The organism is Streptomyces sp. NPDC056061, from assembly GCF_042266885.1.
In the GTDB taxonomy this organism is placed as follows: domain Bacteria; phylum Actinomycetota; class Actinomycetes; order Streptomycetales; family Streptomycetaceae; genus Streptomyces.
On record NZ_JBHJWQ010000021.1, the window covers coordinates 74920 to 90132 of the forward strand.

Genomic DNA, 15213 nt, shown 5'->3' on the forward strand with positions numbered 1-15213 from the left:
CGGGCGCTGATTCAGCAGGCGCCTACGGCATTCCCCGGACTCGCGGCGCCGGCGCCGCAGAATGTTCCGCTCAAACCGGCGTTGAGGCTGACGTTGGCGTAGGTGGCGCCCCAGTCGACCGTCTTGCGGTATCCGTAGATGGTGACGTTCTCCGCCTGGTACACCGACTTGACGCGGGTGCGGCTGACGAAGGCGGATCCCCGCCAGCTTCCCGCGAGGCCCCGTGCCACGACTCCTCCACCGACGGTCCAGGCCAGGCTCTTGCCCGCGGCGGCGTAGTTCCAGCTTCCCGTGGTCAGGCCGTCACCGAGGAATGTCGCTCCCACGATGCCCACCCCGAGCACGGTGCACGCTCCTGCCGAGACCACCAGGCAGGCCCCGAATCCCACGGCCGGCAGAACTCTGTTCTTCCAGCCGTCCCAGGTGCCGAACGTGTCCTTCAGCCCGGATTTGGTCTGGCTCCAGGCGGCGCCCCAGTTCCCCTTCTTGATGTTGCCCCAGATGCCGTCCTTCTTGCGGCGTTCCTGGTCCGCCTTCTTCTTCGCCTGCGCCGCCAACTGCGCGTCGACCTTCTTCCGGGACGCGGCGGCCTGGGAGGCACGCTTGCGGGCGTAGCCGTCGTCGATGAGGTAGTGGGACGGGTTGGCCCGGTAGGCGGCGTACTTCTTGCGGGACGACTTGTCCTTGAGCGGAGTCTGCTTCCAGACCCACTTGCCGTTCTTGTAGACGTAGCCGGCGGACATACCGCGGTCGGCGGCCCAGCGGTCGTCGGCGGCCTGACCGCCGTCGGTGGGGCCGAGCGGGCGCATGCCGTCGGGGTCGGACTTGGTGACCGGGCTGTTGTGCGCGTAGGAGTACGCGTTCATCTGGGCCGGCTCGTCGGCGTCGATGACCGGGTCGACGGAGAGGAAGCGTCCCAGCTCGGGGTCGTACTCGCGGGCCCCGAGGTGGACCAGGCCGGTGGGGTCCTGGGTGCCGCCGACGAAGCCGCGGGTGCCCGGGAGGGTCTCGCCCCGATCGGAGCGCAGCTCGCCGAAGGGGAGCTGCTTGCGCCGGGTGACCGCGAGGGTGGTCATGGCCACGGCGGCCATGGAGGTGCCCTGGTGGTCCGGGAGCAGGAAGGAGAAGCCCTTGCCGGTGCGGACCGCGACGGTCTCGTCCTCGTGGGTGTAGTGGCGCACCCCTTCCTTGGTGCCGTCGGCGGCGATCTTGAGTTCGTTACCACCGGGCAGGGTGAGGGTCCGGCTGCCGTCGGCGTCCTCGGTGATCAGGCGGTCACCGTCGGCGTCGTACAGGTAGCCGGTGGTCCGGCCGCCCTCGGTGAGGGTGGCGAGGCCCCCCTCGTCGTTCCAGGTGAGGTCCTGGGTCCTGGTGCCGATGGTGCGCTTGGTGGTGTTGCCCGCCTCGTCGTAGGCGAAGCTGCTCTTCTGCCCGTCGAGGGCGCCGCCCTTGACCGACGTGGTCTGCACGGCGTGCGGGAGACCGGTGCCGGGGGCGTTGTGGGCGTACGTGGTGGTGGCGTCGGAGCCCGCCAGGGCGCCGGTGCCGTGGTCGGTCCGACCGGTGCGGTTGCCGGCGGCATCGTAGGTGAAGGTCTGCCAGTAAGGGTCCGGTCCGCCCGCGGTGGTGGCCGACGGTGTTGCGGCGCAGTCCTTGGTTGCCGTCCACGCCTCGGACAGGCGGCCCAGGGCGTCGTTGGTGAAGCACTGGGTGTCGGTGGTCCGGTCGGCGTCCTGGCCGGAGGTGGTGGTGATGCCGGTGATGCCTCCGGCGTCGTCGTAGGCGTAGGACGTGTCGTCGATCCGCTGCGGGGCGACGTCGCGGTCGGTGGTCTGCCGGATCACCCGGCCGGTGGACTCGTCGTAGACCCGGCTCCGGTAGACCTTCTTGCCGAGGGTGCCGTACTCGGTGCGCACCGGCCGCGAGAAGACGTCGTGGGAGGTGGCGTTGACGAGGGTGACGGCTCCGGCGGTGGTCTTCTGCGGCAGGTTGCCCTCGCCGTAGACCGTGGTCTGCCGTTCGGCGGGCAGGTTGCCGACGGCCGGGTGCTTGATCCATTCCGGGGCACCGGTGTAGGCGTTGTAGCCGTACGTCCAGGAGTACGTCCCCGCGAGCGCCCCGGCCTCGGCCGGGATGGTGACGGCACTGGCGGTGGGCTGGTAGCGGTCGTCGTAGGCGGTGGTGGCGGAGATGTACTCCTTGCCGTCGATGTAGCGGACGCCGGCGGTGGCCTGGCCCTTGGCGACGGTGTCGTAGGTCCACTTGGCCAGGAGGGCGGAGCCCTTCTTCAGGCTGGTGCGACGGCCGAGTTCGTCGTATCCGGTGGTGAGGGTGATGCCGCGGGCATCGGTGCTCGACGTGGTCCGGCCGAGCCGGTCGTACGCGGTGGTCGAGACGCCCTTGTCCGGGTCTTCGGTCCTGATCTCCTGTCCGCGGGCGTCGAAGGTGTGGGTCCAGGTGTTGCCCGCCGGGTCGGTGACGGTCAGCGGCTCGTCCCACTTGCCGTAGGTGTACGTGGTCTTCTGGGACGTGGTCCGCGCGGCGTCGGTGTACTCCAGGCGCGCGGTGGTCCGGCCGCGGGCGTCGGTGACCGCGGTGGTGGCGGTGCCGCCCGTGGGCGGGATCACCGTGGTGCGGTCGCCCTCGTGAACGGTCCGGGTGCGGTACTTCTCGTCGCCGTAGGAGCGGGTGATCGCGTCGGTGACCCTGCCCATGCCGTCGTGGACGTTCTCGGTCATGGACGGGATCTTGTTGTCCGCGCCGGACACCAGCGCCTCGGACGGCGCGCCGTCCGCGTAGTACGCCGCGTACGTCTTGTACACGTCGCCGCGGCTGTCGTACAGCGTCTCGGTGACCACGCGGTTCTTGGTCCCGATGGCCGGGGCCTGGGTCTCGCGGTCGCGCAGCAGCCCGTCGAACAGCTGGTACGTGGTGGCGTACGAGCCGTCGTACTGGAGCGTCTTCGTGGAGACGGCGTTCGCAGCGGTCCGGGAGATGGTGTAGCCGTACTCGGTGGAGGGCTGGTTCGCGTGGTCCGCCTTGGACCAGCCGGGGTTCCACACCTTGAGGGTGCGGCCGAGCCCGTCGTGGACGGCGTCGGTGCGCTTGCCGTTGGCGTCGACCACGGCCGTGGGCACGCCGCGGGCCGGATCGTTCTCGGTGGCGGTGACGTGACCGAGGGCGTTGGTCACGGTCGTCGTGGTCGGGGCCTCGATCGTGGCCGGCGTGTAGGCGGTGGTGGTGGTCCTGTCGTCGGCGTCGGTCTCGGTGAGCTCCCGGCCATGGATGTCGTAGGTGTGCCGGGCGGTGGTCAGGTAGCCGGTGCCCTTGTCGTCCTGCTCGTCCAGGCGGGTCACATCGCCCTTGACCGGTGCGGTGTCGAGGGTGGTGGCGCCGTCGTAGTAGTGCCGTTCGACGGAGATCAGGTCGGCGGGCAGCGCGGGGGTGCTGTCGCAGGCGACCGCGACCTTGCGGACCTCCTTGACGAGGGTGAGGAGGTTCTTCTCCGTATTGCGGGCGTACGAGGTGGTGGTGCAGCTCTCGTCGCCGGACTTGGCGGTGTCGCCGAGGTCGGACTCGGTCAGCGGCAGACCGTAGGTGTCGAAGGTGCGCGTGAGGCGGGTGGAGCGCCAGCCGTCGCCGACCGCGGTGCGGGTGGTCTCGGCCTTGCTGCCGGTGGCGTACGCCGTGAGGGCGGAGAGCCCGGTGCGCTTGTGGGTCGCGGTGGCGGCGCCGTGCCAGGGCTCGTACGCGGTGGTGGTGACCGGCTTGCCGCCGTCCCCGTCGTACGTGGCCTCCTCGCGGGTCATGCCCGCGAACGCCTCGTGGTCGGTGACCTTGACGCCTTCGTGGTCGGCGACCTCAATGCCGTCGACGCCGCGGAAGTAGCGGTACTCCTTGAGCGTCTGCTTGCCCTCGGCCGGGGCGCCGGTGCGGACCTGGACGCGGCCGTAGCCCTTGCGGTCCCCGTAGGTGAGGTGCTTGGCCTTGGTGAACTCGTCCTCCTCCTTGGCCCAGGCCATGCCGTCGAGGTAGCGGTAGTCGGTCTCCTTGACCGGGGCTCCGCCGGTGTTGTCGGACTCCAGGACCTGGGTGACGACGTAGGTGTGGAACCAGTCGAGGTACGGCTCGTACTCGGCGGCCGGGGCGTCCGGCGGCGACCACATCACCGGGTAGCAGCGACGGGTGTTGGAGGCGGGCTTGGGTACGTCACCGGCCTTGCAGTCGCGTGCGGAGTAGGTGACGCCGATGGTGCCGCCGGTCTCGGTGTCGATGCCGTAGACGCGGTAGCGCACCAGCGGCGGGACGGGGTCGGGGCGGCCGCCGGTGGTGGCTCCCTCGACGCGGTTGGCGAGCTGCTGGCCCTTGAACGTGACCGCGGGAAGCGTGACGTCGCCGGTGCCGGTGTGTCCGGTGCGGGTGATCGACGCCAGCCACAGGGCGGGGTCGGTCCCGTCGCCGGTGGCGGGGAACTGCTGGGTCAGCTTCCAGGTGTCGACGGGCTTGTAGGCGCCGCCGGTGAGCACGGAGGTGTCGATCCGGGTGAGCCGTTTACGGCTCCAGAAGGACGGCGAGTAGCGGTCCTTGCAGGTGTCCCCGGCCTTGCAGTAGCGGTCGAAGGGCACGTCGGGCCAGTTCTTGGCGTGGGCGGAGTCGAAGGTGCCGCAGTCGCTCAGGCAGCGTTCGGACACCGTGAAGTCGACCCGGCCGGCCGCCTTCTTGCCGTACATGGTGTCGGAGCGCAGCCCGTAGTCGATGTGGTCGAGGTGGCCGCCGCGGTCGTAGGCGGTGGCGGTGGAGGCGCCGGTGTTCGCGTCGACGTCACGGCCGTAGTGGTTGGTCTCCTTGTTCCAGTAGTAGGCCATGGCGTCGGAGTGCGGGTCGACGACGTAGTCGAGGTTCCATCGCCATGCCTGCTTGCACCAGGAGTCCTTGAACGCGCCGGCGTGGCACGGCTCGCCGGTGTGGTTGCCGAACACCGGGACGGTCCAGGTGGAGTTGGTCTCCGGCTTGCCCTCGGCCCAGCCGGGCAGTCGGTTGTAGCCGAAGTAGTAGCGGGTGCCGTCGGGGGTGGTGACGCGCCAGTACTCGCCGTCGTTGTCGCCGTTGCCGCGGTCGGCACTGGTGAGCCGGTCGACCTTGGTGCCGTCGTCGCTCTGGAGGTGCCACTCGCCGCTGGTGTCGTCCTTGACGAGCACGTTGGACTGGCCGCCGAGGTTGAGTACGGCGTTGTCGGTCTTCCAGCACAGGTCACCGCTCTTGTCGGTGCCGTTGCCGTCCTTGGCGTCGTCGGAGCAGGAGATGTAGCGGCGTTCGATGTAGCCGGGCTCCATCGACCAGCCGTCGCCGATCCAGTTGGACTGGTTGTTCGTCGCCGCGGTGCGTCCGTCGACGGCCTGCGAGGAGTAGGACAGGCTCAGTTCCGGTTCGGCGCCGCCGGGCACCTCGGGGGTGTCGATGTCGTACGTCCAGGAGAAGCCGCCGTTCGAGCCGCCCGCCGACCAGGACGCGGACGGTGCCAGGGACGTTGCCGCGAAGTCACCGGACGCTCCGGAGGCGGCGGCGGTGGCGGCCAGCAGGACGGTGCCACTGCTCGCGGACAGGCCACTGGCCGACCTCGCCGCGGCGGGGGCGTCCGTCACCGGCGCGGTCCTCGCGTCGGCGGCGGTTGTCGCCGGAAGCGCGACCGACGCCGACAGCGTGGCGTTCCCGGTGTCGTTGACCGTCTTCAGCGAGGTGCCCGTGCCGCATCCCTTGCCACCGGGCGCCAGGAGCACGCACGACGGCAACTGACGCAGTGTCAGCCGCGAGGCCCAGTCGCCGCCGAAGGCGTTCCGGAAGGCGGAGTAGTCGACCTCGACGTCGACCGTGCCGGCGGCCCCGTCCAGCGGGCGCACGGCGAGTACGACGCCGTCGACGCCGAGGGCCTCGGCAGTCTGCCGGTCCAGCACCTGGACCTGCGCCTGCCGGGGCCCGGACGCCACCGCCGCTCTGCCACTCGGCCCCCCGCCGGAGACGCCCTTGCCGGAGACGCCCTTGCCGGCCGTGGACCGGCCGATGCGGACGGGAGTTCCCGCGGCCTCGGCGGTGCCCTCGGCCGGCAGGGCGACCGTGACGGTCGCCGCCTTCGGCCAGGCGGCCTCCCGTTCGTCCTTCGCGGACCGGCCGGCGGTCCGGTCGGGCCTGGAGATCCGGTGCTTCTTCACTTCGGAGGTGGGCACCGGGTCCGGCTTCTTCAGTCCGGCCAGTGACAGTTCGGCAGCGGCAGCCACCGGGCCGCCCAGCAAACTGGCCAACAGATAGGCCACCAGGGACAGTGCGACCCAACGCGCCGCGCGCATACGTCTGTTGACCGCACGGCCGGGAAGCCGGAACGGTCTCGCCCGCAAAACTGACACCGAATTTTCCCCCACAGAATATTCATAATGATGGAGATCTCCGAGAACCTAACACCATGCAATGACCACGTAAAGAGAAGATCGCAAACGGGCGGAACGCATGGACGATCACCCGTCGACCACTCAAAAAGTGTCCCTGCGGGGGAACTTGCCCCCGAACGGACACATCCGGGTCCAGGACACATCATCCACCCGGGGAGATCTGCGGAAGCATGAACACAACGGCACCCAATCCAGACATAGTTGGCCATTGAATACGTTTCACGACTCATCACTCCTCTTTCCCCGCAACCTCACCCGGCAAGGTTGTAGGGTGCGCGGAAAATCATGTACGAATTGAAAAGGAGACGTAATGAGTAGCCAACGGAGACGGCTGAGATCCGGCCGTCCTCGCCGCATGCCCATCGCTATCGCATGGGCATGCGCCGTGGCTGCCACGGCGGCGATATCCGTGCCGGCGAGCGCGCACGACGGCGTCGCGGACGAGCCGTCGAGCCCGGTCCCGGCATACTCGGCCGAGGAGACCGGGGCGCTCGCCCGGGCGGAGTCGAGCGGGGAGCCGGTCGAGGTGCTCTCGCACCGCACCGAGGCGTCGCAGGTGTTCGCCAACCCGTCCGGCACGTTCACCGAGGAGCGGTACGCCACCGCTCAGTGGGTGCGCCAGGGAAACAAGTTGGTGGACCCCGACACCGATCTGGTGGCCGGCCGCGACGGGCGGATCAAGCCGAAGGCCGTGGCGGTGGGGCTGGAATTCTCCGGGGGCGGCGAGGGCCCGCTGGCCACCATCACCCGTGACGGACGCAGCATTTCGCTGTCCTGGCCCACGCCGCTCCCGAAGCCGCGGATCGCCGACGACACCGTGACCTACCCCGATGTGCTGCCCGACGTGGACCTGAAGCTCCGCGCCGGGGCATCCGGCTTCGCCCAGCTGCTGGTCGTCAAGTCCGCCGAGGCGGCGGCCGATCCGAGGCTCAGGACCGTCGCCTACGACATGTCGAGCCGCGGCCTCGACGTCGAGGCCGACGAACACGGCAACATCAGCGCCGTCGACCCGGCCGGCCAGGAGGTGTTCACCGCCCCCACCCCGCGCATGTGGGACAGCACGGCCGCCGCACCCGTGAGCCGGCTGTCCGCCGCGCCGTCCGAAGGCGCCCCGCCCGCCGACGAGTTCGAGCCGGGCCACGGTGCCCAGCAGGCCGCGATGCCGGTCTCGGTCAAGGGCGACAGCCTGGAACTCACCCCGGACACAGAGCTCCTGACGGGCAAGGACACCCGCTACCCCGTCTACATCGACCCGTACGTCGAGGGCTCCCGCTACTCGTGGACCATCGCGTACAAGAAGTACCCGAACACCGCCTACTTCAACGGTGCCGGGTTCAACGGCGGCACGACCACCGCACGGGCCGGCTACGAGAACGAGACCAACGGCCTGGCCCGCTCGTACTTCCGCATGAACACCAAGAACCTGTGGAGCACCGACAAGCAGGTCCTCAAGTCCACGTTCCGGATCAAGAACACCTGGTCCTGGTCCTGCACGGCCAAGCCGATCGAGCTGTGGCGCACCGCCGCCATCGTGTCGTCCACCACCTGGAACAACCGCCCGGCCCGGCGCGAGAAGATGGACTCCGTCAACGCGGCCAAGGGCTGGGGCTCGGGCTGCCCGGCCGGCAACCTCGCCTTCGACGTGACGAAGGGGGCCAAGGACGCGGCGGCCTCCAAGTGGAACACCATCACCTTCGAACTCGCGGCCTCCAACGAGTCGGACGTGTACGGGTGGAAGAAGTTCGACGCCAAGTCGGCGGTCCTGTCCACCGAGTACAACACCGTGCCCAACGCCCCCACCGCTCTGGACACCATCCCCAGCACCAAGAACAGCAAGGGCTGCGGCAACACCGCACCGTACGGCCTGATCGGCAACACCGACATCTACCTGACCGCCAAGGGCAGCGACCGCGACGGCGGCACGGTCAAGGTCAAGTTCCACCTGTGGGCCACCGGCCACCACCCCAATGACGATCCCAAGGGCGTCATCATCGTCGACAAGACGGTCTCGGTCTCCTCGGGCACCACGGCGAAGCTCAAGGTGACGAAGGCGACGCTCACCCCGTACCTGAGCACCGCCTCCGGCAACTTCTCCTGGAAGGCCCAGGTCAGCGACGCCTCGGCGTCCTCCGAGTGGAGCCCGCCCAAGGGCGCCGCCGGCTGCCGGTTCGTCTTCGACCCGACCCGTCCCAGCACCCCGCCCGGCATCGTCTCCAGCCAGTTCCCCGACGGCAGCGACGGCTGGCCGGCCGTCACCGGTTCGGTCCGCACCTCGGGTTCCTTCGTCCTCTCCAGCGGCGGCGTCAAGGACGTCACCTCGTACGAGTACTGGACCGACACCGCCCCGACCGTGCGCACGGCAACCCCGACCAGCGCCGGTGGCAGCGTCACCGTCAAGATCACCCCGACCACCGCGGGCAGCAACCACTTCTACGCCCGCAGCCTGGACAAGGCGGGCAACAAGTCGGACACCGCCGACTACCTCTTCTACGCCAACGGCCCCAAGGAGGCCGACAAGCCGGGCGACATCAACGGTGACGGCAATGCCGACCTGTACGGCGTCGACAAGGACGGCACGCTCAACCGCTTCTACGGAACGGGAGACGGAACCGTCGCCCAGGCGTCCGATGCGGCCTCCACGCTCAACTGGACCGGGGCCCTGATCACCCATCGGGGTGACTGGACCGGCGACGGCTACGAGGACCTGATCTCCCTCAAGCACGACGCCGCCTCGGACACCCACCGGTTGTGGATCCATCCCAACACCGGCTACGGCTACGCGTGTTCCGACTGCGAGGGCACCGACAACGACCAGCGCGAACTGACGGTCTACGACGAGGCGAACAACCACTGGAAGAACGGCGCCAAGCAGATCCTTGCCGTCGGTGACGTCGACGGCCCCCTGGACATCGACAACGACGGTGTCCCCGACGTCCCCGGTCACCCCGACCTGATCGTCAACGACGGCACCTTCATCTGGCTGTACTACGGCAGCGCCGACGACCGCCTCGACCTCGACCGCGAGCCGGTCCTGCTCGCCGGTCCGGACGACCCCATCTCCGACGGCGTCTCCAAGGTCAGCGAGGTCACGCTCGCCGCCCCGGGCGACTGGAACGGGGACGGCCAGGCCGACCTCGTGGTCCGCTACGAACGGCCGGACGCCGGAGGACTCTTCGTCTTCCACGGCAAGGAGGGCGAGGGCGGCTTCGACATCAGCGTCTCGGAACGCACCACGATCGGCACCAACTGGAGCACCACCACGGTGCCATTGCTCACCGCCGCGCCGGACGCGAACAACAACGGCAAGCTCGACCTGTGGGTCACCACACCCAACTCCGGTCGGCTGCGCGTCTTCCGTGACCTGAGCGAAAGCAACAGGAGTGACGTCGGCGTGGCGTCGGAGGCGTTCGCCGGATACCAGTCGATCGGCTGACGGCGGCCCGCGGGCAGCCGGACGGCCCCGCCCGGGGCCGTACTCCGGCCCCGGGCGGCACGACGATGCCGGGAGCGGGCCCCGCGAGGGCTCGCCCCGGCATCGTCGTGGACAAGTGCCCCGCGGATGCCGGGAGCGCGGGGTGCTGCGGTCCCGGCCGAACCCGGTGCCGGACGGTCTCCCCGGGACCGGGCTCGGTCTTCCGTGCCGTCGGTGGTCGAGTGGGACCGTGGACGGCTTCGAGATCGACGAGAACATGGTGCGCTCCCGGGCGCGGGAGGAGCATCCGGACCTGGTGGGAATGGGGTGCGCGAGGTGGTCGGCGGTTGGGACAACCGGCTGTTGCGCCTCGGGGCGGGCCGGAGCCCGACCGTTAGGGTACGGGGGTCTGCATCCGCGTCCGTGGGGCGAGCACCTTGCCACCGGGGACGCGGGGGCGGATTCACCCGTGAGAGCCCAGGATGGCCTGCCGCAGGCCATCCATGACCAATGGAGTTCGAACAACATGAGACCCAGACGCCTGCGCCGGTACGTGTGCATAGCAACTCTCCTCGCCGTCGGCCCCCTGGCCGGATGCTCCTCGTCGGACGATTCGGCCGAGCCGACGCGGACGGAATCGTCGTCCGGCCGGCCCTCGGACGAGAGCGGCAGCCCGAAGGCGTCGGCCCCGGCGTTCGCCACCCCGGCCGAGTGCGGCGGCCTCCAGCTCAAGGGCGACGCGACCTTTGCCGGTCCGGCCCTGTCGAAGTGTCTGGTGGCCGCGATGAACGCATACGGATCGGGCACGGAGTCCGTGCAGTCGGGGGAGGAGTCGGGGACCTCGCAGTTCGTCTTCGGGGACGAGCCCGCGCTGTCCGGCTCGATGACCGGACCGGAGGGGGAGAAAGCGTTCGTCTTCAAGGGCGACGACGAGTGGATCAAGACCCCGGGGCTCGGCAAATGGGTCAAGGGGGACAAGAACAGCACCGATCCGCAGGAGCAGATCGTGGCCGCCACCGGGAAGCTCTATCGCGCGCTCGCCGATCCGGCGATGACGGCCCAGATGATCGCGTCGGCGCCGGAGTGGACCGTGGAGCGGGAACGGCCCGTGATCTCCCTGGACAACGGGGAGGACGTCACGGCGTGGCGGATCGTGAACAAGAAGCCGTACACCTTCCTGGGCTCGGAAGTCCGGGAGCACATCCTGTGGTTCGGTGACGACTTCACGCCTTACGGCGGGCAGGCCGAGTCCCGAGCGGCCGGTGTGCTGGCCACGACCACCCAGCGTTTCTACGATCTGGGCGAACCGGTGACGATCGAGCCGCCCGAGTAGACGTACCGGTCCGGGCTTCGGTCCCGGTCCGCGCATGCGGCCGGACCGGAGCCCCCGGGACGCCCCAGCCCCCCGGCCGGTACCACGGCCAGCCGGCCACAGCAGCCTCCGGCGTGACCGGCCCGCGCTCCAATGCGTCGGAGGGTGATCGGAGAAAATCTTGAGGCACGTGGCTTTCGGGTGTGCCGAGGCTACGCGTTGCCGAACCATCCGGGCACGTCGAGCAAGAATGGCTCTGCGGGAGTCATTCTGCGCAGGTCGGCTTCCAGCGCGCGAAGGCGATCTTCTCCGAGGGCCTGAGCCCAGTCGGCCCGGAGGCGGTCGAAGATGCGGGCCGACAAGGCCAGGCACTCAATGCCGCGATCGGTGAGTCGCACGATCTTGCGCCGCGCATCGCGCGGATCTGTGCCGCGTCCCACGTAGCCGAGGCGCTCAAGTGTGTCGATCGTCTTGCCCGCTGCCTGTTTGGAGATTCCGAGCCGACGGCCGAGATCCGCGGCGGTCGTGCCGTCCTTGCCGATTGCCTGGAGGACGTAGCCGTGCATCGGCCGGACGTCGGGATGTCCTTGGCGTGCGAGCTCGTCGTGGAGGTCATCGATGAGGACGCGGAAGGCAAGGAACAGTCGCAGCGGCAGCTCGAAGCCAGGGGAGTCACTTGACACGATCGACAACCAGGTTCACCATTTCGACAACCATGTTGTCGAGTTTAAGGGATTCCGCGATGTCTGTCATCCGTCATGCCGAGAGCCGCCGGACCGAGACGCCCAACGCCGTCATGACCACGCTCGCCTCTCCGACGCTGGGCGGCGCCGAACAGGCTCTGTGGCGCGTCGATATGCGACCTGGCGCCACGGGCCCTCTCCACGCATTCGATGCCGAGCAGGTGTGGACAGTGGTGGACGGCGGCGCGACCGTTGAGCTCAAGGGTGAGACGCTGATCGTGGTGCCGGGCGACACGGTCGTCATGCCCGCCACAGCGCCGCGGCGCGTGTACGCCGACCCGGAGGTGGGCTTCGCCGCCATTGTTGCCGCCTCCCCGGGCGCGTGCGCTTCCGCTCCCGATGGCACCGGCAAGACGGTGCCGGCCTGGACCGTTTAGGCGGAACGACGCCTGGACCGCCGGGCCCGAGGGCCGAAGTTCGACGTGCCGAGGTGAAAGGTGGCACAGCACCGGGGGCACATGACCGCGGCCACACTCCCCCGGCCGCCGCTCACGGCAGATCCAGCTCCGCGCGGACCGTCTTGCCCGGGGACTGCCGGTCCAGCACCGCCCACCGGTCGGCGAGTGCGTCGACGAGGACCAGCCCGTGTCCGTGGGCGGAGCCGGACGGCGGCGCCACCAACTCCCGCGGCCCCGGGGGCCGTCGCTCGCCCCGGGTGTCGCTGACCTCGATCCGCAGCACAGCGGGCTCGTGTCCGTTCCGCGGTGTGTGGCCGAGCCTCAGCTCGAAGTCCCGGCCCGGCACCCGGCCGTGGGTCGCCGCGTTGGCGGCGAGTTCGGCGATGATCAGTTCGGCCGTCTCCGAAGCGTCACTGCGGTACGGAATGCCCCAGTCGTGCAGCACGTGCAGGGCCAGGCGGCGGGCGAGCCTGACCCCGCGCGGCGTGGAGCTGAAACGCTGCACGAACACACGTACGGTAACCGGAGGTTGGGGGGTGGTGATGGCTTCCATGCCTCCACCGTGGCGACCGGAAACCCCTCGGACCAGCGCGGAAACTCGTACGCTGTGTCAGCGTACGGGTGCGGAGGGTGGACAGTAGGGGTAACCGTCCGTGACCCTGGGCGAGTTGTCTGCCGGTGGCTGTGACCGGCACGGAGTACGGCGAGCACGGAGGTGGCCGGACATGACGGACGGCGTCGGTATGGCGGGCGGGACGACGGGGTCGAACGGGGAGCCGGAGCCCTCGGACAGCCTGCGGACGTTCGGGGAGATCGTCAAGATCTTTCGCAAACGGGCCCTGCTCACCCAGGAGCAGTTCGCACCCCTGGTGCAGTACTCGGTGCCGACCGTCGCGTCGATCGAACAGGGCCGCAGGTTCCCGCCGTTGGCCTTCATCGAGCGCTCCGAGGTGGTGCTCGACGCGTTCGGGGCCATCAAGGCGGCGGCGAAGCATCTGTCCCGGCGGCCGGGCATCGCGAGTTGGTTCCACCAGTGGGCGCAGCTGGAGGCCGAGGCGATCAGCCTGTACACGTACGAATGCCGGTTGATCCCGGGGCTGTTGCAGTCGGAGTCGTACGCACGGGCACTGTTCCTCAACCAGCTCCCGCCGCTCGGCGACGAGCAGATCGAGAAGCAGCTCGCGGCGCGGCTGGACCGCCAGCAACTGCTGCGGGAGCGGCCGAACACCAACTACAGCTTCATCCTCGAAGAGCACCTCTTCCTGCGGCGCACCGGCGGCACGGAGGTCACCCGGGAGGCGATCGACCACATCCTCGACTTCGCCGAACTGCGCAACGTCGAGGTCCAGATCATGCCGCAGACCCGCGAGAGCCACGCCGGGCTGCACGGCCCGATCCAGCTGCTGGAGACCCCTGAGCACAAGTGGCTCGGATACAGCGAGGGCCAGAAGTGCGGCCACCTCCACGCCGACCCTTCTGTGGTCAGTGTGCTCCAGATGCGGTATGCCAGGATGCGTTCACAGGCCCACACCCCCGAAGACTCCGTGGGCCTGTTGCAGCGGATGCGAGGAGCGGTATGAGCACCACCACAGAACTGTCCTGGTTCAAGAGCAGCTACAGCAGCGGCGACGGCGACTCCTGCGTCGAAGTCGCCCTCTCCTGGCACAAGTCCACCTACAGCGGCGGGGACGGCGACTCCTGCGTGGAGGTCGCCGCCTGCCCCACCACCGTCCACGTCCGCGACTCCAAGGTCGAGCAGGGCCCGCAGCTCGCCCTCTCCCCCGCCGCCTGGACCGGCTTCGTCGGCTACGCGGTGGGCACGGCACGCGCCTGACGACGCACAGCGCCGCCGAACGGCACCGCGCGACACCGCGCCGCGCACCGGAGTCGATCCGGTGCGCGGCGCGGCTGTTCGGCGGACGGTGCGCGGCGCGGTGTTCGGCGGACGGTGCGCGGCGCGGCAGTCCGCGGGCGATGCGCGGCCCGCGACAGTTCCGCAGGCGATGCGTGACTACGAGAGCGCGAGCTCGGTGACGTCGGTGGCCTCCAGGACCCACGTCGCGCTCAGGCCGCCCTCCTTCACCCGCGCGGCGCCGTCGCCCTTGAGGACGCCGATCCGCTTGCCGGACAGGGCGATCTGAATGGCGTGGGTGTACTCGTGGACCCACGAGGCGCTGAGACCGCCCTCCTTCACGTACGCGTCCCCCGTGTCCTTCAGCACGCCGATGCGGTTGCCCGAGAGTTCGAGCTGGATGACGTCGTCCGCCTCCCGGACCCATGTGGCACTCAGGCCGCCCTCCTTCACCCAGGCCACCCCGGTGCCCGAGAGGACACCGATGCGGTTGCCCGAGAGGTCGATGCCGATGACATTGGTCGACTCCTTGACCCAGGTCGCGGAGAGGCTGCCCTCCTTGACGAACGCGTCGCCGTTGCCCTTGACGACGCCGATGCGGTTGCCCGACAGCTCCAGCTCCTTGACCTTGTCGGACTCCTTGACCCAGGTCGCGGAGAGGCCGCCCTCCTTCACGTATGCCTCGCCGTTGTCCTTCAGCACACCGATGCGGTTGCCTGCCAGGGCGATCTGCTTGACGTCGTCGGCCTCGCGGACCCAGTTGGCACTGAGGCCGCCCTCCTTCACGTATGCCACGCCGTCGCCCGTGAGGACACCGATGCGGTTGCCGGAGAGGGTGATCTGCTTGACCTTGTCGCGCTCCTTCACCCAGGTCGCGGAGAGGCCGCCCTCCTTCACGTAGGCGTCACCGTTGGCGCGCAGCGTGCCGATGCGGTTCCCGCCGTCGCCGGAGACCGTGTCGGGTGCCGCGTTCGCCGTCGCCGCGCCGGCCAGACCGAAGACGGCGAGAACGGCGGTCACCGCGGTGAGAGTCTTGAGGTTCATCCGAGTAACTCC

9 protein-coding genes are annotated in these 15213 nt (G+C 69.5%); 5 read left to right on the forward strand and 4 right to left on the reverse strand.

The features are described 5' to 3' along the window. Positions 1–11: 11 nt before the first annotated feature. On the reverse strand, positions 12–6341 hold the full coding sequence (locus ACFC79_RS26400) for an RHS repeat domain-containing protein (protein ID WP_376244561.1): 6330 nt from the start codon (positions 6339–6341) through the stop codon (positions 12–14). Positions 6342–6795: 454 nt separating this feature from the next. On the opposite strand from ACFC79_RS26400, the gene ACFC79_RS26405 reads away from it, so the two are divergent. Beyond that, positions 6796–9873 carry an FG-GAP-like repeat-containing protein gene (locus ACFC79_RS26405; protein ID WP_376244564.1) on the forward strand — a complete coding sequence of 1026 codons (3078 nt, stop codon included), beginning with the start codon at positions 6796–6798 and terminating at the stop codon, positions 9871–9873. A 505-nt stretch (positions 9874–10378) separates the two neighbouring features. After that, a complete protein-coding gene (locus ACFC79_RS26410) occupies positions 10379–11185 on the forward strand; it encodes a hypothetical protein (protein WP_376244567.1) in 807 nt (268 codons plus the stop codon). 191 nt (positions 11186–11376) lie between these two features. On the opposite strand, the gene ACFC79_RS26415 is transcribed toward ACFC79_RS26410, so the two are convergent. Then, entirely contained in the window at positions 11377–11847 is a 471-nt protein-coding gene (locus ACFC79_RS26415; RefSeq protein ID WP_376244723.1) for a MarR family winged helix-turn-helix transcriptional regulator, read from the reverse strand. Positions 11848–11906: 59 nt separating this feature from the next. Here ACFC79_RS26415 and ACFC79_RS26420 point away from each other — a divergent pair, with 59 nt between their 5' ends. Beyond that, positions 11907–12284, forward strand: coding sequence for a cupin domain-containing protein (locus tag ACFC79_RS26420; RefSeq protein WP_376244569.1), 378 nt, complete (start codon positions 11907–11909; stop codon positions 12282–12284). 112 nt (positions 12285–12396) lie between these two features. On the opposite strand, the gene ACFC79_RS26425 is transcribed toward ACFC79_RS26420, so the two are convergent. Beyond that, positions 12397–12858 (reverse strand): ATP-binding protein, encoded by a 462-nt coding sequence (locus tag ACFC79_RS26425; protein WP_376244572.1) that lies wholly within the window; start codon positions 12856–12858, stop codon positions 12397–12399. A gap of 172 nt (positions 12859–13030) precedes the next feature. Between ACFC79_RS26425 and ACFC79_RS26430 the strand changes: the two genes are divergently transcribed. Together ACFC79_RS26430 and ACFC79_RS26435 are read left to right on the forward strand one after the other, a co-directional pair. Further along, on the forward strand, positions 13031–13885 hold the full coding sequence (locus ACFC79_RS26430) for a Scr1 family TA system antitoxin-like transcriptional regulator (RefSeq protein WP_376244574.1): 855 nt from the start codon (positions 13031–13033) through the stop codon (positions 13883–13885). Then, on the forward strand, positions 13882–14139 hold the full coding sequence (locus tag ACFC79_RS26435; protein WP_376244577.1) for a DUF397 domain-containing protein: 258 nt from the start codon (positions 13882–13884) through the stop codon (positions 14137–14139). The genes ACFC79_RS26430 and ACFC79_RS26435 overlap by 4 nt, the downstream gene beginning before the upstream one ends. Before the next feature lie 177 nt (positions 14140–14316). Here ACFC79_RS26435 and ACFC79_RS26440 read toward each other — a convergent pair whose 3' ends face one another. Then, on the reverse strand, positions 14317–15201 hold the full coding sequence (locus ACFC79_RS26440; protein ID WP_376244580.1) for a peptidase S1: 885 nt from the start codon (positions 15199–15201) through the stop codon (positions 14317–14319). Positions 15202–15213 lie beyond the last annotated feature (12 nt).

Bases quoted from the DNA above. Each gene is read 5' to 3' on its own strand.
- ACFC79_RS26400 (WP_376244561.1), bottom strand. From the start codon at position 6,341: ATGCGCGCGGCGCGTTGGGTCGCACTGTCCCTGGTGGCCTATCTGTTG.
- ACFC79_RS26405 (WP_376244564.1), top strand. From the start codon at position 6,796: ATGCCCATCGCTATCGCATGGGCATGCGCCGTGGCTGCCACGGCGGCG.
- ACFC79_RS26410 (WP_376244567.1), top strand. From the start codon at position 10,379: ATGAGACCCAGACGCCTGCGCCGGTACGTGTGCATAGCAACTCTCCTC.
- ACFC79_RS26420 (WP_376244569.1), top strand. From the start codon at position 11,907: ATGTCTGTCATCCGTCATGCCGAGAGCCGCCGGACCGAGACGCCCAAC.
- ACFC79_RS26425 (WP_376244572.1), bottom strand. From the start codon at position 12,858: ATGGAAGCCATCACCACCCCCCAACCTCCGGTTACCGTACGTGTGTTC.
- ACFC79_RS26430 (WP_376244574.1), top strand. From the start codon at position 13,031: ATGACGGACGGCGTCGGTATGGCGGGCGGGACGACGGGGTCGAACGGG.
- ACFC79_RS26435 (WP_376244577.1), top strand. From the start codon at position 13,882: ATGAGCACCACCACAGAACTGTCCTGGTTCAAGAGCAGCTACAGCAGC.
- ACFC79_RS26440 (WP_376244580.1), bottom strand. From the start codon at position 15,201: ATGAACCTCAAGACTCTCACCGCGGTGACCGCCGTTCTCGCCGTCTTC.